Source organism: Paenibacillus sp. SEL3, assembly GCF_054602585.1.
Map to the genome: position 1 here is coordinate 5,733,720 of NZ_CM137725.1, position 19,171 is coordinate 5,752,890.

19 protein-coding genes are annotated in these 19,171 nt (G+C 45.6%); 11 read left to right on the forward strand and 8 right to left on the reverse strand.

The genetic code is table 11. The annotated features are described in order from the left end of the window. Positions 1-117: 117 nt before the first annotated feature. Both ACYCS5_RS26290 and ACYCS5_RS26295 read right to left on the reverse strand, forming a co-directional pair. Positions 118-657 (reverse strand): transcription repressor NadR, encoded by a 540-nt coding sequence (locus ACYCS5_RS26290; protein WP_039274627.1) that lies wholly within the window; start codon positions 655-657, stop codon positions 118-120. Continuing rightward, positions 654-1,808, reverse strand: a complete 1,155-nt coding sequence (locus tag ACYCS5_RS26295; RefSeq protein ID WP_459760344.1) for an IscS subfamily cysteine desulfurase — start codon at positions 1,806-1,808, stop codon at positions 654-656. The genes ACYCS5_RS26290 and ACYCS5_RS26295 overlap by 4 nt, the downstream gene beginning before the upstream one ends. A 166-nt stretch (positions 1,809-1,974) precedes the next feature. Between ACYCS5_RS26295 and nadA the strand changes: the two genes are divergently transcribed. From nadA to ACYCS5_RS26315, 4 genes are all read left to right on the forward strand, one after another. Continuing rightward, the gene (nadA, locus tag ACYCS5_RS26300; RefSeq protein ID WP_459760345.1) at positions 1,975-3,081 is read left to right on the forward strand and encodes a quinolinate synthase NadA; all 1,107 of its coding nucleotides are present in this window, start codon (positions 1,975-1,977) and stop codon (positions 3,079-3,081) included. Positions 3,082-3,241: 160 nt separating this feature from the next. Beyond that, positions 3,242-3,571 (forward strand): hypothetical protein, encoded by a 330-nt coding sequence (locus ACYCS5_RS26305; RefSeq protein ID WP_223830783.1) that lies wholly within the window; start codon positions 3,242-3,244, stop codon positions 3,569-3,571. Then, positions 3,537-4,370, forward strand: a complete 834-nt coding sequence (gene yidC, locus ACYCS5_RS26310; protein ID WP_069011673.1) for a membrane protein insertase YidC — start codon at positions 3,537-3,539, stop codon at positions 4,368-4,370. Before ACYCS5_RS26305 ends, yidC begins: the two co-directional genes overlap by 35 nt. A gap of 342 nt (positions 4,371-4,712) precedes the next feature. Further along, positions 4,713-5,387 carry a phosphatase PAP2 family protein gene (locus ACYCS5_RS26315; protein WP_029514854.1) on the forward strand — a complete coding sequence of 225 codons (675 nt, stop codon included), beginning with the start codon at positions 4,713-4,715 and terminating at the stop codon, positions 5,385-5,387. Between the two features lie 42 nt (positions 5,388-5,429). On the opposite strand, the gene ACYCS5_RS26320 is transcribed toward ACYCS5_RS26315, so the two are convergent. After that, positions 5,430-6,080 carry an undecaprenyl-diphosphatase gene (locus ACYCS5_RS26320; RefSeq protein WP_029514856.1) on the reverse strand — a complete coding sequence of 217 codons (651 nt, stop codon included), beginning with the start codon at positions 6,078-6,080 and terminating at the stop codon, positions 5,430-5,432. A 146-nt stretch (positions 6,081-6,226) separates the two neighbouring features. Between ACYCS5_RS26320 and ACYCS5_RS26325 the strand changes: the two genes are divergently transcribed. Both ACYCS5_RS26325 and ACYCS5_RS26330 read left to right on the forward strand, forming a co-directional pair. Next, positions 6,227-6,940, forward strand: coding sequence for a response regulator transcription factor (locus tag ACYCS5_RS26325; protein WP_069011671.1), 714 nt, complete (start codon positions 6,227-6,229; stop codon positions 6,938-6,940). Continuing rightward, a complete protein-coding gene (locus ACYCS5_RS26330; RefSeq protein WP_459760346.1) occupies positions 6,937-8,313 on the forward strand; it encodes a sensor histidine kinase in 1,377 nt (458 codons plus the stop codon). Before ACYCS5_RS26325 ends, ACYCS5_RS26330 begins: the two co-directional genes overlap by 4 nt. Before the next feature lie 82 nt (positions 8,314-8,395). Here ACYCS5_RS26330 and ACYCS5_RS26335 read toward each other — a convergent pair whose 3' ends face one another. After that, complete coding sequence (locus ACYCS5_RS26335) at positions 8,396-8,869, reverse strand: C40 family peptidase (RefSeq protein WP_029514862.1); 474 nt, start codon at positions 8,867-8,869, stop codon at positions 8,396-8,398. 353 nt (positions 8,870-9,222) lie between these two features. On the opposite strand from ACYCS5_RS26335, the gene ACYCS5_RS26340 reads away from it, so the two are divergent. Then, complete coding sequence (locus tag ACYCS5_RS26340) at positions 9,223-10,257, forward strand: glycosyltransferase family 4 protein (protein ID WP_459760347.1); 1,035 nt, start codon at positions 9,223-9,225, stop codon at positions 10,255-10,257. Positions 10,258-10,262: 5 nt separating this feature from the next. Beyond that, entirely contained in the window at positions 10,263-10,958 is a 696-nt protein-coding gene (locus ACYCS5_RS26345) for a succinylglutamate desuccinylase/aspartoacylase family protein (protein ID WP_459760348.1), read from the forward strand. Between the two features lie 229 nt (positions 10,959-11,187). Here the strand turns inward: ACYCS5_RS26345 and ACYCS5_RS26350 are convergent, their stop codons facing one another. Together ACYCS5_RS26350 and ACYCS5_RS26355 are read right to left on the reverse strand one after the other, a co-directional pair. Then, on the reverse strand, positions 11,188-12,531 hold the full coding sequence (locus ACYCS5_RS26350) for a sugar phosphate nucleotidyltransferase (RefSeq protein WP_459760349.1): 1,344 nt from the start codon (positions 12,529-12,531) through the stop codon (positions 11,188-11,190). A gap of 62 nt (positions 12,532-12,593) precedes the next feature. Beyond that, on the reverse strand, positions 12,594-13,430 hold the full coding sequence (locus ACYCS5_RS26355; protein WP_029514869.1) for a DUF6492 family protein: 837 nt from the start codon (positions 13,428-13,430) through the stop codon (positions 12,594-12,596). Positions 13,431-13,638: 208 nt separating this feature from the next. Here ACYCS5_RS26355 and ACYCS5_RS26360 point away from each other — a divergent pair, with 208 nt between their 5' ends. Together ACYCS5_RS26360 and ACYCS5_RS26365 are read left to right on the forward strand one after the other, a co-directional pair. Continuing rightward, complete coding sequence (locus tag ACYCS5_RS26360; RefSeq protein ID WP_459760350.1) at positions 13,639-14,496, forward strand: YheC/YheD family protein; 858 nt, start codon at positions 13,639-13,641, stop codon at positions 14,494-14,496. Between the two features lie 180 nt (positions 14,497-14,676). Continuing rightward, positions 14,677-15,456, forward strand: a complete 780-nt coding sequence (locus ACYCS5_RS26365; RefSeq protein ID WP_029514871.1) for an ABC transporter ATP-binding protein — start codon at positions 14,677-14,679, stop codon at positions 15,454-15,456. An 18-nt stretch (positions 15,457-15,474) separates the two neighbouring features. Here the strand turns inward: ACYCS5_RS26365 and ACYCS5_RS26370 are convergent, their stop codons facing one another. Beyond that, on the reverse strand, positions 15,475-16,401 hold the full coding sequence (locus ACYCS5_RS26370; RefSeq protein ID WP_459760351.1) for an AEC family transporter: 927 nt from the start codon (positions 16,399-16,401) through the stop codon (positions 15,475-15,477). A gap of 209 nt (positions 16,402-16,610) precedes the next feature. Then, positions 16,611-17,504 (reverse strand): oxygen-dependent tRNA uridine(34) hydroxylase TrhO, encoded by an 894-nt coding sequence (gene trhO / locus ACYCS5_RS26375; protein ID WP_459760352.1) that lies wholly within the window; start codon positions 17,502-17,504, stop codon positions 16,611-16,613. 209 nt (positions 17,505-17,713) lie between these two features. On the opposite strand from trhO, the gene ACYCS5_RS26380 reads away from it, so the two are divergent. Beyond that, on the forward strand, positions 17,714-19,003 hold the full coding sequence (locus ACYCS5_RS26380) for a glycoside hydrolase family 27 protein (RefSeq protein WP_340932115.1): 1,290 nt from the start codon (positions 17,714-17,716) through the stop codon (positions 19,001-19,003). The last annotated feature ends 168 nt before the right edge of the window (positions 19,004-19,171 follow it).

Below are 19,171 nucleotides of genomic sequence, written 5' to 3' on the forward strand. Positions count from 1 at the left end.
TATATGAGGGGGCCGGGATTTTTTTATTTCTCGCTGCTTACATACCGTCCATGTGGAGCACAGTTGCACTCCACATACACTGGACAGGATTTTCTTTACTCCGCTAAGCGTACTAAGTTAGTCCGTCATTAGGAAGCCTGCTTGCTCCAATGCAGCGCAGGCATCATTAATTTTATCTTCATCCGAGGCATTCAAGGTGTGCAGGTGGATGCCTCCCGTCAGCTGGGACAAATAAGTGGCCTGGGTGGAGCTGATTTTACGGATAAAATCGTCCACTTCCTTGCGAGTTCCAACCCGTATCGGAGCAGTCAGATCCCCGTATACCGGATGCTCAACAATAACATCCTGCACACTTACACCGTAGTCCACAATCAGCTTTAGTTCCTCTTCTGTCTGTTCAGGTCGATGTTTACACACAATAATACGTGAGGCTAAGGGAGTTGCCTGACTCGCAGGCTCCATATAAATGTATCCTTGACTCGTTGCAAGGATAGGCTCTTGGCTTGCCTTTAACAGGGAAATATCCTGTACAATTACTTGTCGGGAGACGGAGGATCTGCGCGCCAGTTCGCTCCCGGTCAGTGGTGATTCGCTCTTGAGCCACAACAGTAGCTGTTCGCGGCGATCCGTACCTGACCGTTTTAAAGATTCAGTCAACGGGATAAGCTCCTTTCTTTTCGATGCGTCAGGTCTGTCAAAATATCTACCAATACATTCAATTCCTCGATGGTGGTCGTTCTTCCGAAAGAAACACGGATAAATTGTAACGCTTCACGACCGGATGCTCCAAGCGCCTGTAAGGCAGGCGAAGGATCGTGGTGTCCGGCAGCACATGCGCTTCCAGTTGATATACAGACACCGCTGCGATTACATTCCAGCATAACATATTGTCCCTCGTAACCGTGAAAAAAACATCCTACTATATGATGAAGCACAGCTTTATTCTCGCTTTCCTGTACGACCCAACGTAACGGAATGGATCTTTCCTGAATTTTCGTAATAAAGTGTCTTCTCAGGGTAACATATTGCTCCTGATGCGACTCCATCTGTTCGGTCATCATTTCTGCCGCCGCGACAAAGGCTGCAATCCCGGGAACATTAACCGTTCCAGGACGAAATCCGTTTTCATGTAGTGTATCAGGGTACACGGGACGCCACGGGGTTCCGGGTTTGAGATATGCAGCACCGACACCTTTGGGGCCATACACTTTATGGCTCGATACAGAGAGTGCATCTACTCCCATGGCTTCTACATCTACGAGAATATTCCCAAATGTCTGTACCGCATCACTGTGCAGCAAAATACCCCGTTCGCGTAGCAGGGGAGATAAGGCAGCAAGGTCCTGAACTAGTCCCGTTTCCGAATTGGCGTGTTGTACGGAGACAAGTCCGGTGTTTTCTCTCAGGTGAGGTAAAAGAGCTTCGCGAGACATTCGTCCTTCCCGATCCGGTTGCACAATGGTCAGTTCATAGCCCTGACGTTCCAGCAAAGTAGCAAGATTGTACATCGAGTGATGCTCCAAAGCGCTCATGATCCAATGCTTTTTATGCTGCGGCAACCCGTTCAGGATCGATTGCACAATCAACATATTGGATTCTGTTCCCCCTGTTGTAAAATAGATGCCTTCCTTTTGCCCGCCAATCATATTTGCTATTCGTTGCCTGCTGTAATCTAGCGTGTAGGCTGCTTGACCGCCCGCATCATGGAGGCTGCTGGCATTTCCGAACATTTCCTTATTTAATACGTTATACATATTTAAAGCTTCGCCACACATAGGTGTGGAAGCGGCATAGTCCAGATAAATCACTCCAAATCCTCCCTGCTTAAAAATAATTCCATTCAAAAACTCTTGAGATTATTGTAGGCATGTGTAAATATAAGTGTCAAGACACTTGTAAACATGTATGTACACAAAGCGGTTATGTGTCCGTGAGAGCGGGAACGATCAGCCGCATCGATATGGAGGGATTCTAATGTCTATGCTTGACGTTTTACAAGGAAATCGAGGGCTTATGCCAGAGCATTATAAGACACTGACGGTTGCTGAAATGGAGCAGCGAGTGGCCGAACTGAAACAAAAATGGGGATCCAAGCTGCTCATACCGGGCCACCACTATCAGAAGGACGAGGTTATTCAGTTTGCTGATATAACAGGAGATTCTCTACAGCTTGCTCAAATGGCTGCACAAAATCAGGAAGCGGAGTTCATTGTATTTTGTGGGGTCCATTTTATGGCGGAGACAGCGGATATGCTGACTACCGATCGACAGACTGTTGTCCTGCCGGATATGCGTGCAGGTTGCTCGATGGCAGATATGGCGAATGTGGAACAGACAGAACGAGCATGGAAGCATTTACAGGAGTTGGTAGGAGATACGATCATTCCGTTAACATATGTAAATTCCACAGCAGAGATCAAAGCCTTTGTAGGACGGCATGGTGGGGCTACCGTGACTTCTTCGAATGCTAAGCAAGTGCTGGAGTGGGCGCTGAAGCAAAAGGAACGTATTTTGTTTTTGCCGGATCAGCATTTAGGTCGCAATACAGCTTACGATCTTGGAATTCCGCTAAATGAAATGGCCGTGTGGAATCCGCTGGCAGATCAGCTTGAGACTGAACAGGACCCAGCAACCGTAAAAATTATTTTATGGAAAGGGCATTGCTCTGTTCATGAAAAGTTTACAGTAGATCATATTCGCAACGTTCGCGAGCGTGATAAGAACGTCCGGGTCATCGTTCACCCCGAATGCTCTTATGAAGTCGTACAGCTCGCAGATTGCGCGGGCTCCACAAAATTCATCATCGATACCATCCGTGCGGCAGAGCCAGGGACCCAATGGGCTGTTGGCACAGAAATGAATCTCGTGCAACGAATCAAGCAGCAGTACCCTGAACAGCAGATTGAATCGCTCAATCCCGATATGTGTCCCTGCCTAACCATGAACCGGATCGATCTTCCCCATTTGCTGTGGGCAATGGAACAGTTTGACCGGGGTGAGCCTGTGGGTGTGATTCGTGTGGATGCTCAGATCAGACAGGATGCTGTACTAGCATTGAATCGTATGCTTGCTATCCGTTAAGTTTTACCGTAATATAGAGCGTTCTTCCACCGGATTTGAGCATTAGACCGAAGGAGCAGAAATAATTATTTCAGTTGCTTGTGATCCAACCCGTATCTCTAATTAAAGATTAGTCGCTTGTCCGGTTTCATGCTATAATTGTAGCAACAAACCGAAGGAGGTGAATCCCTTGTTTGAGCTTCAAGACCTACTCCCTTATTTATTTACAATTGGCTTGCTGTGCACAGTGACTTATACGTATCTCGCTCATTTGCACGGCAATGTACCCGAATGCTGGGTCGAAGGTGGGCCCGTGAGGTCTCATGCCTCTCCGCAGATGCCGATGTCTGCCCGTGGACAGGACATGCCTGTCCGGCTGGCCCGACATATCCGGCGTAAAGAAGCGCCGGATGAAGATGCATCCGATTGTTCTCCCTCGTTGAACGATGGCACAGCCAATCAACGAGGAGGAACATATGAAACGATTCAAGGGATTCACCTTTTGGGGTAAAAAAGAACGGATATTTGGATTAATGGTAGCGTTGGCGGTGGTCATGCTACTGTCTGGTTGTGGTGCGAATGCTGCGGAGATAAATGCACAGACACCCGGATTTTTTAATCATTACGTGGTGTTCCCGCTTTCTTGGCTTATTCAGCAATTGGCGCAATGGTTTGGTGGAAGCTTTGGGCTGGCGATTATGACATTGACATTCATTGTCCGTCTGGCCTTACTGCCTCTTATGATGCGTCAAACGCGTGCCCAGCAGGGTATGAAGCGCAAGATGAGCGCTATGCAGCCCGACTTGGACCGAATTAAGAAGAAGTATGAAAACAAGAAAGATACCACCAGCCAGCAGAGTATGCAGCAGGAAATGATGTCGCTTTACAAAGAACATCAATTCAATCCGCTTAATATCGGTTGTCTGCCTATTCTCATTCAGCTCCCGATCTTGAGCGGTATGTATACAGCAATCCGCTTAACCCCGGAGCTCGCATCTCACTCTTTCCTATGGTTCCGGCTCGGACAGCCGGACTGGATTTTGTCAATCGTCGTCGCAATTGTATACTTGGCACAGGCCAAGCTTTCTCAGTTTCAGATGACGCCTGACCAGCGCAAGCAATTTGCGATCATGGGCTATCTTTCACCGATTATGATGGCGGTCTTTTCCTTCAATGCCCCTGCTGCCATGCCATTATATTGGACAGTAAGCGGCACCTTCTTGCTGCTTCAGTCGCTGTGGTTCCGCAGACGCTATCCAATAGAGGAAGCAGAGAGTAAGGTTAAACTTGGAGAAGTCACACCAACCTAATTAGTAGATGATGCTTGTTTAACTTGGGAATTACGTTTGTAGTATGCCACGTGTAATCATAGGATGTCATTCGAGCCGTTTATAAGGCTTGAATGGCGTCCTTTTTTGTTGCTGCTTTTTTCGCTACAGTCCGCTTGCGATTTTGTAGTCAATATGAATTTCTTATATTATAAAATGATTCTGAAAGTGATATTTTTTGAAAACGGGTTTCATTATGTGGAGGATGCAACTAATTCTTTTAATGAAATGATAAGGGAAAAGTGGGCAAAGTAAGACCTATATCTAAGCTAATGCTGCACTTTGTTTTATCACGCAATGAATATTATGGAGGAACTACAGAAAATGAAGCAAACATCAACAAAGCTGCCCATTTCCTTGGCTCTGCTCACATGTATAGTATGTGCATTCGGTTTTGGCTTAATCGCATTATGGGTGAGTGACCATCAAGTTCGGCATTTTGACCAGGAAATTATTTCGGTTATTGGACAACTGGAGTCGCCCGCCATGACCCGTGTAATGAAATTTTTCACCATGATCGGCAGCGGAATTCCAGTTGTGATCATTGTTTTAATGGCCATGTTCGTGCTCTATAGAGTATTGGGACACCGCAGAGAACTGCTTTTTTTGGCGGCTGGTGTATTGGGATCGGTAATGCTGAATACGATACTGAAAGTACTTTTTCAGCGTGCGAGACCGGAGATTCACCGTATTATTGAAGAGAATGGATACAGCTTTCCAAGCGGACATTCCATGACAGCTTTCAGCATGTATGCGGCGCTGACATTTTTAGTGTGGAAGCATGTTCCTTCTAGGCTGGGGCGTATCCTTCTTATTGTACTCAGCAGCCTGCTGATTGTAGCAATCGGGACGAGCCGCATTTATTTGGGCGTACATTATCCGAGCGACGTTGTGGGTGGCTATTTTATGAGTGGCTGCTGGATGGCAGCTTGTATTTGGTTTTATCAGCGGTACGAAGAACGACGAATGCTGTCACTTCGCTCTAAATCGACAGCATAACGGGTTGCATAAATAATGAAGTTTCTAAAAAAAGCAGACGCTTTAGCGTCTGCTTTTCATTTGGACAGAGGAAGTGTGTTCAGTCATCTTGGTTCTGGCCTGTTCACCAGGCTTGAGCCCCAGCTTCTGCTCCCATTTTTCATAAAATATAATAGCCGCCTGCATAAAGATGCCAGGTAGCTTCCGACTTCGAATGAATTGATGAACGCCGATGGCACAACCTGCACCAATAAGCGCACCTGCCAAAATATCCGAGGGATAATGCACTCCGGTCCATACGCGGGATACTGCGATGAGTACAGCTAAAATAACCCAGAGAACACGAAATTTTTGATGATGAAGCCATAAAATGGCAGCCAGAGAAAACGCTCCAAGTGCATGGTTACTCGGGAATGAAGCATTGGGATCATGATGAATAAGCTGAATGACTGAATGTCCGACAAAAGGCCGATCTCTGTAAAACAAATGTCCAAGACCCCAACTAATTACAAAGCCGATACAAACCGTTATAACGGCTTCTAAAACCATCATTCGATGCGGCATTTTAAAGGTGAACCAGTAAATCAGCAAAGCCACTCCGAATAAATACGGTGCATATTGCGCCAAGAAACGCATGGTTCCATTCAAAAAGGCGAGGGAATTAGCGAGTTCATTGATCCAGTGAAATAAAGCATAGTCTACATTAATTAACATGAATAAATTACTCCTTAACATCAAAAAATTGAATAACAAAGTTATATTATAGAGCGACTACACGGATAAAAGCTTAAAATCAAATAAAAAATGAATGTCATTTCCGTTACTCATTTGCTTTTTCTATAGAAATAGGTGGTTTTGCGATGGAAAAGTCGGTGCTGGTCATTGATGATGAAGAGAAGATATCCAGATTGCTTCAGTTGGAGTTATCCCATGAAGGATATGCAGTTGAAATCGCACAAACGGGCAGAGAAGGATTGGAAAAAGCTCTAGCACGTACATGGGATATCATCATTCTGGATGTCATGCTGCCGGAAATGAACGGGGTCGAGGTGCTGAAGCAGATTCGAAAAGTGAACAATCATACACCAGTAATTATGGTCACTGCACGTAACACGACTCCTGATAAGGTTTCAGGTCTGGATGAAGGTGCCAATGATTACATTACGAAGCCTTTTGAGATTGAGGAGTTATTAGCGCGGATGCGGGCCAGTATGAGGCATCAAATGGAGCCAACAGCTACCGCTTCACAAAAAGAGGACAAGTTGTCGTCCAGGCTCCAAGTGGATAGCTTGGTGTTGGAACGCAAGACTAGGTCAGTGGTGCGGGAAGGAAACCGAATCGAACTGACGCCCAAAGAATATGATCTGCTTCTCTATCTGATGGAGCACAAAAATCAGGTATTGCAGCGGGATGAATTGATTCAGAACGTGTGGGGGTTTGATTTTGTTGGTGATACGAATGTCGTAGATGTGTATATCCGGTATGTTCGCAAAAAAATTGATCATGGATACAAAAAGAAATTAATTAAAACCGTACGTGGTGTGGGGTACTGCATCAGGGAGGAAGAACATTGAAGCTGCGGACCAAAATCACCCTGCTCAGTTCTATTTTAGTGATGATAATACTCCTGTTTGTGGATGTCACGGTTCATTTGTTGTTCGTCAAAATCGCTACGCGAAATGAAAGAGAAGTGCTGCAAAATAAGTGGACTGAAATCATTGCCGAAACCGGACACACCATGATTCTGAAGAATGCATGGAGTCCAAAACTGAAAGATGAGCTTTCCGGAGATACTATTCTGAGGGTGTTTGATCAGCAATCCCGACCTCTGTATGAAGTAAGTCGCCAGTCACGCTTTAAGCTGGGCGATATTCGTTTTAACACTTCTCAAAGCTCTCAATTGACTGATGTACAGGGTCATAAAATTCTGGTAATCCATCTCCCCGTGCTTTCTCCGGAGGGCAATCAAAAGGGAACGCTGGAGATCGTGGAAAAATGGGATGCACTCGAAACCAATCTCGATATTTTAAATACGATTCTCATCACTTCGACTGTAGGAGCAATGATGCTAAGTTTGGTAGGGAGCACGATTTTGGCGAATGCCATATTGCTGCCGATTTCCAGTAGTATTCAAACGATGCAGGAAATTGAGAGAAGCTTAAAATTTAAAAAAATCCCCGCTGGCAGTCATAATCAAGATGAATTGTCCCAAATGACCGCTACTTTTAACCGAATGATGGAGAGATTAGAAGAAAGCTTTCAAAGCCAGCAGCAGTTTGTTTCAGATGCCTCACATGAGCTGAATACCACACTTATGATTATTGAGGGCTATGCCAACATGCTGCGGCGGTGGGGCACGCGTGATGAGGACATTCGTAAGGAATCCATTGAATCGATCTATGAAGAAACTCAGCGAATGCGTACGATGACACAGCAGTTGCTGACTCTTGCCTCCTCACAGCAGAAAGACCCTGAGCCGCATGAGCGGATAGAAATGATCGGTTGTTGTCAACAGGTAGTAGCGCATCTCAAGCCTGTACATGATCGTCAAATTTCTATTTTAACCGAAGAGAAAGAAATTTGGCTGGATGCCAACCTGACAAAAATGAAGCAATTGCTAGTGATCCTACTGGATAATGCATTAAAATACAGCTCGGATGAGATTGAAATAGGGTTATCTAAAGATGAAAAGGATGTCTATATCCGGGTTAAGGATTATGGGATCGGAATACCTGAGGGCGAGATCAAGCGGGTCTTCGAACGATTTTATCGGGTAGATAGCTCCAGGCATCGTAAAACTGGAGGGACCGGGCTGGGGTTGCCGATTGCCAAGGCAATTACAGATGCTCATCAGGGTACGATACGTATGGAGAGCGTAGAAGGAGAAGGAACGGTAGTCATCGTCACGCTGCCCCAAAGACAAAAGGAAAGGCTGTCCCTCCAGTAGAAATATCTACTCGCGGAACAGCCCTTTTTATTGTTATTTGTAAGTTAAGCATTCGGTGGATGGGAATCAACTAAAATTTATCCTAGAGGACACGACGTGCTGTTGTGTAATTGCGGCTCCACCAGCCCGAATTTAGATCTGTAACCGTTACGCCGCCTTTACCATACGTATGCAGAATTTTGCCGTTCCCCATGTAAATGGCTACATGATGAATTGGCGCATAGAAAAAGACCAAATCGCCTTTTTTCAGCTGACTACGCGGTACGAAAGTGCCAACAGTTGATTGCTGTCTGGACGAACGTGGAAGCTTGATGCCATTTTGTGCAAATACATATTGAGTGAACGAAGAGCAGTCAAAAGATCTTGTATTGCCTGCTGGGGCTCCATGCTCATAACGCACACCCATAAACTGGGAACCTTTAGAAATAATCTGATCAGCTTTACTTGCCGAAGCGGCATGAGTGGTGGCTGGCCCAACGACGAAGCTCCCTGCGCTCAATGCCAAAGTCATAGTAAAGCAAATACCCATCCACAATTTTTTTGAAGTACGTTTCATATATAAATTCCTCCGTTATTCGTATTGTGTTGATGTCCTGAAATGACAATAACACAAATAAAATGTCCGGAATTTACCACTCATGGTTACAAACCTGTTACCCCAACGCTTTGTCCTCATTTATTAGAAAACGATGAGAATTTTCTCCTTAATTTTAGCTTGACAAATTGTATAGACTCCCCTTATAGATAGGCTCGTATGGCAAAAAACGACTTGCAGACGATTGGCACAAGCAATCACGCAAAATATACATACCTATATACTACAATTTATAACTTGTACGGGAGTATGCTCTGATTCCCGTTGACATCGTAAGGATCACACCGTATTTCCGGTCAGGAAGGGGAATTCGTATGGCTTCAAGGCAGAATAAAGCACTCAAAAAACGGCGTCTAACCATTGTTCAGGTCATTTCCAACTATCCCGATGCACAGCCGGTACCCTCTAACAAAGGCGGAACGGAAAAGGTCGTGCATGAATTAACTGAGGAATTGGTGAGACGAGGGCATCATGTATCGCTGTTTGCCGCCCGTGGGAGCAGGAGCAGTGCGCGGTTGATTACCTATCCCAAGGGTTTGAAACAAAGTCAGATCCCCCAATATGTACTCCGGCATATGCCTTCCAACACACATATCATTCATGATCATACTTTTCGTTCTTCTGTGGGACGTAGGAAGCTGCCTTGTCCATCAGTATGCACCGTTCATCTTCCAGTGAAGAGACACGGTAAAAACCCGGTATATGTCAGTAAACGAGCGCGTCAGCTGATGGGCAGGGGCAAAGGTTTTTATATCTATAATGGTATCAACACCCATGAATACGAGTTCAGCAGTGAGAAGCGTGGCTACTTGCTGTTTATGGGCAGAATCATACGAGATAAAGGTGTATTGCAGGCCATTCAGGTTGCAGAACGAACAGGAAAAAAACTGCTTATTGCAGGTCCTATCAAAGCTCCAGAATTTTTCCGTAAAGAGATTCAGAAACGAATTCAGCGTAATCCGAATATACGCTATGTAGGTGCAGTTGGAGGTGCTCAGAAACAGAAGCTGCTGAAACATGCAGAGTGTCTGCTGTTTCCGACACTGTGGGAAGAGCCATTTGGACTCGTAATGGTCGAGGCCATGGCTTGTGGAACACCGGTGCTGGCATTAAAAAATGGCTCCGTTCCCGAGGTACTCTTGGGCTTTCCACAGTTGATTTGCAAATCAGTTAGCCAAATGGCACGAAAGGCACAGCAAAAAAATTATCCGTCACCAGCGCAGCTTCGTTCATATGTCAACCAAAGATTTACCAACAAACAGATGACCAGTAACTACTTAAGACTATACCGTGAAATCATCCGTCGGCGAGAACAGAAGAGAGGACAACGGCAGCCTATACGGAGGTGAAGGGGATGCAGGTCAAACGATATATGCTCGGAAATGGCTCTTGGGCAACTCCTTTTTATATAGTCACAGGGGGGCAGAAAGGTCCGTGTGTGATGGTGGTCGCGGGGATACATGGTAAGGAAATAGCAAGCATACGAGCTGCTGAGAAATTGGTGAAGCTTTTGAATCAGCAAAAGCTTCGAATTAGCCAGGGTAAGCTTATAATTGTACCGATTGTAAATCAAGAGGCTTACCGCAAACGGATTAGAGGAATACCTGATCTTAATCGAACCTTTCCGCGCAAAAAAAAGCAGCTAGCAACACAACCACTTTCCGCTGCTCTATTCAAATTAACACAAAAGCATCAACCTGAATGGTACCTCGACTTGCATGAGGCTAACGGATTGTCACAAAAGGATGCCAAGGTGCTTGGTCAAACGCTGATCTCCAACAAGGGTAATCCGGTGGTTCCTACGGTTCGTCGGATTATTAAGCGAATGAATCGCTCCATCCAGGTGAGCGACCGACATTTCAACATTCGGCTGCATGAGCTTCCAGGTTCCTCCCGCACCGCTGTAGCCCGTATTTTAGGTGCACGCGCGGTTACCGTGGAAACGGGTTGGAGCCTGCCTAAGAAAGTACGCATACACTATCAGTTGGAGATCGTTCAGAATTTTTTAAAAGAAGCCGGAATAGTCAAAGGTAACTGCATCACAAAATAAAATCGCTTCTGGAGCAAGGGCTTTTTCACCTTGCTCAGAAGCGATTTTTTATGTGCGACCTGCGACCTTCGTTCAGAATCCGTAGCGTGCATTATATCTGAGGATTTTGCAAAAATCCAATAAGCGACTTCCAATGAACAATATATAGATCGAAATGGTCTAGTTCGTCTATATATTGCACTTTGGAGCGACTGGAATCAAATTTTGCAAAATCCTGATCTATGTGTTGTCAGGACTCGGATTTATAGAAGGCGTTCACCAAGCTGTTTCCCAGACGTACCTCAATTAGCTCCAGTGGTGTATCCAGATCGGCACGGATTGTGTGATGCGTATCGACCGGAATGCTAAATACAGAACCGCTTGCCGCAGCAAAACGTTCTCCGTTCAGCATGACCTCTCCCCGGCCGGACACGATCGTCCATACTTTAAGTCCACTGCCGTGAATACGGCCATTCAAACGTTGATCTGGCAGTACCGTCAGCCGTATGGCCAGTATATCGCTCAGACTCCGATGATCAAATTCGTCCAGCACTCGGTAACTGCCCCAAGAGGTTTCACCATGCATGGGGTGAAGTTGAAGTTTACCTAGCTGCTCCTTGATTACGTGGGCATGGCTCTTGGACGCAATGAGAATGCCATCGGGACTCGCGGCAGCAATAATATCTTCCACACCAATGACATGAAGTGGATAGGGCAGCTCATTAACGATATGCGTGCCGTGAGTCTGCCCACTAATCTGTCCACGCCCGATTACTTGACTGTTTAGCTGCTCTGTTAGAGCCTGCCAGTTGCCGATGTCGTGCCACTCGCCATCGTAGGGCAGGACGATGGCATGTTCGGCACGCTCTGCAATCTCTTCGTCGAAACTGCGAACGGGGAGGCTATCATACATCGCGCATAATGCTTTATCGTTCAGCGGCAGATCACTTCGCTCCATACAGGACAACATATACCGTAATGTAAAAGCGTAAACACCACAGTTCCAGAGCGCGCCCTGATGAATAAGCTGTTGTGCTCCGGGGAGATCCGGCTTTTCTGTGAAGCGAGCAACTTGCGCATAGGAAGTTTTCCCTTCCCGTATCATTTGCAGACCCGGAACGACGTAGCCGTATTGGTCGGAGGGATGAGTGGGCCTTGTCCCAAGCATAGCCAGATCGGCTCCGCTCTCAAACAATATGCCGGAGAGCGCTGCTATGCTATGGAAGAAATCCTCTCCTGCAAACATGTCCGCTGGGGCAATGCAGAGAACTTCATCCAGCCCTGTGCCTCTGGTGTGAAAATAAGCAGCTGCCAGTGCAGCAGCGGTGAAGGTTCCCCGTTTGGCAGGCTCGCCCAGAACGGGCAGACGACCTTCTGTATGGCGAAAGGCTAGATTTACCTGACTCCGATGAGCCAGAAGCAGGGCAGAGGAATCCAGCCCGGTTAAGGTAAGCTGACGGTACACCCGACTGAGCATAGATTCCTTATGCCCGTCAGGAGCGGACAACAACCGGAGAAACAGCTTCGACCGGATTTCGTTGGATAGTGGCCATAGCCGTTTTCCGGCACCACCGCATAATAATACGATGCGCACGGACGTTTCCTCCTTCAATGCAGATCTATTTTGGACTGCATCATTTTGCAGGATTTTAAAAACTATTTTAGCGATGATTCAATCTTTGTTTTTGGAGTAAGCTGGTACACCTTGCGTTGATGAAAAGATAAGGAGCGATAGCTCTTAGCCAAGACATCCAATTGTTTTTGCGACAGGGAAGAAGCCCGACGATGAAGCGCTTTATTCAATGACTTGCGCAAAATCATCCGAGAGGGCTGATTACTGTATAAATAGTTGGCATACGTTTCATATTCGGAAAACCCAAACTGTTTTGTCCGGTCTATACTGTGGATAATTGCGTTGTACCAAGGTTTTCCATGACGGGCCTCGATAACTTGCTTGAGCTGGGTAAGCCGCGCTTTTTCAAAAAGCATATAATGAGTAACAAAGGACTTTGGTGAGGGAGCTTTAACGCCCATCAGCTTGTGATGGGTGCGAAAATACTCAGGCTGGCTCCAGCTGCGGTAGTAAAAAATCGTTTTTCCGTCTTTACGGAACGTATGTGGACGAATCAAAACCGTGTCCGCGTCAATGACGAGGAAAAAAGAGGCTTTACTGATTTTGTCGCCATTCATTTTGAGCAATTGTTGATACAGCCAGCCTGAACGGTCCCAGCGCGTTGTTCCGTAATGGATATGTTTTTTGGTAATGGGCAGCACCGTTTTTTCGTCTATAAATGTACATTTCTTGTTTACGCACAGACGGCGAATCCCGGTGCTTTGCGGTGAAACGATATAAATATTTCCAATTCGGTGCTGCACGTGACGGCGCAGACTGTCAATTACCAGCGGTAGTGTGGCAATATCTTTATCAATTGCGGGAATCAGAACATCGATCGTAAGGGAACCCTTCCGTGGACCATCCGATTGCGCTGACATGTTATTCACTCCCTATATGTGCAAATATACGCTCCCAGCGTCTCCCAATATCGTATGCTTGGACAGGCGCTTTCGACCGGGCAAGGTCAAACGTCCATTTCTATGCAGGACAGGGCTGATGAAGCTTCGAATGGGGAGTTAGCGCATACGATAGATTGATCTTTTTTAACAGGAGCGTTCTACCTGAGAGTAGAGAGGAGAGGGGCAAGTGAATTCTTCACAGGCGCAGGCGTTGCGCAGCAAATGGCATAAAACCCAATTGTTGCTCCAGCATGGCAGCATCAAGCCTTATGTACCTGAAACTCGGAAATATAACAAAGCAAATTTGAAGTCAATGCTGGAGAAGTACGGTATGGTCTATGTAAAACCCGAGCGAGGTACCTTTGGTAAAGGTGTAATGAGAGTAGATCAGGAGGCTGGCCAGCGTTTCGCCTATCAATTTGAGGAAACGCGTCAGGAATTCAAACATTTGGATGCACTATATAACAGCCTATCGAAACATACGGGGAAGAAAAGTTATCTTATTCAAAAGGGAATTCATTTACTACGCCATCAAATGCGTTATTTTGATATTCGGGTCATGGTGCAGCGTAATGAAAAAGGGCTATGGGAATCTACCGGAATTATTGGACGTCTGGGTCATCCCCGTAAAATCGTGACTAACTATCATAGTGGTGGTAAGCCGATGGCCTTGGAGCAGTTACTAAAATCCCATTTATCGCAAAGCAAACAGGCGGAGCTGGTCAAGAAACTAAATGAACTGGGTCTTACCATCGCCAAACAACTGCAAAAAACATATCCGAAATTCCGGCAAATTGGTGTGGATATTGGACTGGATCATCGCTTTACCCCATGGATTATTGAGGTGAATACGAAGCCGGACCCATATATTTTTAACCAATTATCAGATAAGTCCATGTACCGTAAAGTATTAGGCTATTGGCGACTGGCTAATGAAAGAAGGAAGGTCAGGGTCCCAAGCGAAGATACAAATAAAGATAAGAACAAAGATAAGAAAAAAGATAAGAATGTAATTAAGGATTCTAAAAAAGAAAAAGTATCTTGATTAGTGGATTGCTTCATTGCCAGCCCACTCCTATATGAACAATGGAGTGGGTTATTTAAAATTGAACAACCTGTGACCCTGTGCTATGCTTACATGAAAGAGAAGCTAGACGTACTAATGATGATCTTTACTATGCGTATAAACATCTGATGATACGACGAATAGAAAGGATGTACAGCCATGAATTCTGTCATTGAACTTAACAATGTAAGCTGGAAGAGAGATAACCGCACCATACTAGATCAAATCAATTGGCAGGTAGCTGAGGGAGAGCACTGGGCTGTACTCGGCTTGAATGGGTCAGGTAAAACAACGATGCTCAATATGATTAACGGTTACATATGGCCAACCACAGGTAGTGTTGGTGTATTGGGCCATACCTTTGGGGATGTGGATCTGAGGGAGCTGCGCAAATCTATTGGTTGGGTCAGTTCCTCTTTACAGGAAAGAATTAATGGGAGTCAGCGTACGCAGGATGTTGTTATTAGTGGCAAATTTGCCTCCATTGGACTTTATGATCAGACGACGGATACAGATTATGAACAGGCCGTTCAGCTTATGACGCAACTGGGGTGTGCTCATCTCGTGGATCGGTTGTATCAGGGATGCTCACAGGGAGAAAAGCAGAAAGTGCTTATCGCCCGCGCATTAATGGCCTCGCCCAAGCTACTGATTTTGGACGAGGCGTGTAATGGTTTGGACTTTTTTTCCCGGGAAGCATTGCTGGATAGCATTCGCCAGTTATCGGAGTCGCCGGCTTCGCCGAATTTACTGTATGTTACACATCATATCGAAGAAATTCTACCGATGTACACGCATACGATTTTAATCCGCCGGGGCACGGTATTTGCCAAAGGTAAAACGACTGATATTCTAAGCAGTGAAACGCTTAGTGCTTTTTTTGAAACGCCTGTGCAAGTAGAATGGAGACAGAATCGCGCATGGCTCTCTATGGTGTAGAGAGTCTTTTTTTTCTCGCTAGCCTGCCACCAACATAATCAGAATAGGCAATATCAGGAATGAGGCAAGCGTGCTCCACAGGATGCAGGTGGAAACCAGTTTTGGCGATGCATTAAATTTTTCTGCTAAAATGACAGCATTTACAGCAACCGGCATTGAGGCCAGAATGAAGAGAACGGAGAACAAAAGACCTGAAATTTCCAGTATCAGCATAGCAAGACAAGCCGCAAGCGGGGAGAGTAGAAGCCGAATTGTTAGTCCGGCGTAGCTGGCTTTTTTAATAGACGACTCCAACTTAAATATTTTTACATAAGCCATCTGGGTACCCAGAATCGCCAGCACGACCGGAGAATAGGCAGCAGCAATCATCGAGACGCCTGATTGAATCCCTGAGGGAAGATGCCAGTCCAGTAGCCGCAGTCCCATGGCGAGTAGAGCTGCATAGATCGCAGGAAGTGAAAACACCGACTTAACAGCACTTTGAACAGAAAATTCAGAGCGGGCTGCAAAATAAACGCCAATGGTATTGACCATAATTATCTGGATGACGACATACACGGAGGCTTTATCCAGACCGAGCTGTCCAAAGGCAAGTAAAATTAGGGGCAGGCCATAATTTGCACTATTGGTGAGTGTGGAGATTAAGGTAAGTCCAGCCGTTTCCGGAGTGCTCAGTCTAAAGATTTTCCCTGCTAATTGTGCAATTCCCCACAACAGCAGCAGGTTTAATATTGAAAAAGCGGCAGTCTGCGCCACATCATGCCAGGTAAGCTGTGCTTTGAGTAGCGTGTCCAGAATCATTGCGGGGCTTAAAAAATATAAATACAAAGTCGAGAGCGGTTTCGTTTCCAGCTTCATGAATTTTCCAAGTAAAAATCCGGCGATCACCGGAATGGACAGCGGAACGATAACCGATAATAGAGTTGAAAGTACGATTTGAATCATGAATTCCACCCATCCTTTCTGTAATGACATTTTCCATTATAAGACGCTACTTTCGAGCCCGTCCAAGATGAAAATACAATCAAGGCCATAGGTATATACTATGAAGCCTACGACACTTATTGCGAAAATAACAAAAGGGATACCCACAGCCATGATGAACGGCTAATAGGGCATCCCTTTTGTTATAATGAACCAATAATACTGCTGGTTTATGCAGTAGCCATGGTTTCCGCTTTGGTTTGGCAATCGTCAGAGCAATAGTGCTGATGCTGTTCTTCGCAATCCGGACATGCAATATGCTGGAGATTGCACACTGGGCAGTTGATATAATGATCGCTCGGCGTTTCACAATGGAAGCACTTGCCGACAATGACGTCCTCATCCGTATGGTTGATCGGAATCGAGATTCGTTCGTCAAATACGTAACATTTACCGTCAAACAAACGTCCTTGTACTTCCGGGTCCTTGCTATAAGTCACAATGCCGCCATCCAGCTGGCCTACATCGTTAAATCCTTCTTTGATCAGAAGACCCGATAACTTTTCGCAACGGATACCTCCGGTGCAGTACGTCAGAATTTTCTTGTCCTTGAACTGAGTCATATTGTCGCGAATCCATTGTGGAAATTCACGGAACGATTCGACTTCGGGGCGAATCGCCCCGCGGAAATGACCGATGTCATATTCATAGTCATTACGTCCGTCCAGAACAACTACATCTTCTTCTTGAAGCTGCTCATAAAACTCCTTTGGTGACAGACGCTTACCGCTAATTTCATTAGGGTCCAGCTCATCTTCATGACGCAGCGTAACAAGCTCCTGACGATGGCGTACAAATATTTTCTTGAACGCATGACCGTCAGACTCATCTATTTTAATAACGATATCGTGGAATTTCGGATTGGCGCGCAAATCACGCATATATTGCTCCGTTTGCTCTACTGTACCAGACAGTGTTCCGTTGATTCCTTCCGCAGCAATCAAGATTCTTCCCTTGACGCCCAGCTCCTTGCAGTAAGCCAGATGCTCTGCCGTAAAGGTGGCAGGATCTTCAATGTTGACATATTTGTAAAACAACAAAATTCGATAAGTATGTTCACACATGTAAAATCACCCTCTGATTCAAGTCAAAGTTTTTTAAAAGCAATTTTAAATGTACCACATTCTTTTAGTTAGTCAACTTAAATGTATAAAAAGTGGAAATGAAAAAGGAGACGAGCGACAAAAGTAAGGGTTTACATTATAATAGTTACGTACTGATGAGGGGATTTTTGGTAGCAGGATGAGATCTACTGGATGAAAGGATGAATGAAATGAAGCATCATTTGACAGCGCATACACCACCTATGGGGTGGAATAGCTGGGATTGCTACGGTGCAGCAGTACGGGAAGAGGAAGTACGGGGAAATGCTCAATATATGGCGGAGCATCTGAAGGAATATGGTTGGGAATATGTCGTGGTAGATATTCAGTGGTATGAGTCAGGAGCAGTATCTTCACAGTATCGCCCGTTTGTCCCATTGGCAATGGATTCATTTTCACGTCTTATTCCAGCGGTGAATCGGTTTCCTTCGGCAGCAGATGGACGAGGCTTCCAAGCTCTTGCGGAATATGTACACGGTCTGGGATTGAAATTTGGTATACATATTATGAGAGGCATCTCCCGCCAGGCGGTGCATCAGGATACCCCGATTTTGGGAACCACAGCCACGGCGAGACAAATTGCGCATCCCAACTCTATTTGTCCCTGGAACACAGATATGTATGGGGTAGATGCATCCAAGGAAGGCGCACAGGAGTACTATAATTCGTTGTTTGATCTGTATGCGGAATGGGGTGTGGATTTTGTCAAAGTAGATGACATTGCTGCATCACGTCTCTATGGTATTCATTTGGCGGAAATTGAATTGATTAGGCGGGCTATCGCCCAATGCGGACGTCCGATGGTGTTGAGTCTATCGCCTGGTCCTGCACCGCTGGAGTATGCATCTGATTTAATCGCAAACGCGAATATGTGGCGTATGACTGATGACTTCTGGGATGTATGGCCTTTACTGTATGGTATGTTTGAGCGCTGCGAGAAATGGGCAGAACATGTAGGTCCAGGTCACTGGCCGGATTGCGACATGCTGCCACTGGGTCATCTGGGTATTCGTTCGGTAGATTCGGTAGATTCCGGCAGCCATGACAGATGGACACGCTTTACTAAGGATGAGCAGCTAACGATGATGACCTTGTGGAGCATTTTCCGGTCTCCCCTGATGTTCGGGGGCGAACTGCGGGATAATGATGCATGGACTCTTTCTTTGCTGACTAATGAAGAAGTGTTAAATGCTCATCGCAACGGTTTGAATGCACGGCAGGTGTATAGAAAGGATGAACATATCGTTTGGACTTCACATAACGGGAAAGGGCATGTATATGCAGCTTTGTTTAATGCTGGGGATGAATCTTCAAAGGTGCGTGTATCCTTAAAAGACCTTGGTATTGAAGGTCAGGCAAATGCCAGAGATTTATGGAACCATGTAGATTTAGGTGTTTTAGCACAAGAGCTGTCCACAGATTTACCTCCTCACGGAGCAGCTCTATTTATTTTGAAATAGAGGATTTTGCAATAATCCTGAATAACATAATGTAAGGAAGAACTATGCTGTAGTTCCAACCCAATCACCCTATCGTAAAAGTGAAAGATATCTTTACAATAGGGTGTTTTTTTGCATGTGTAGCTTTAGGATATTTTAACGAACTCGACATTATTCTTGGGAATATGA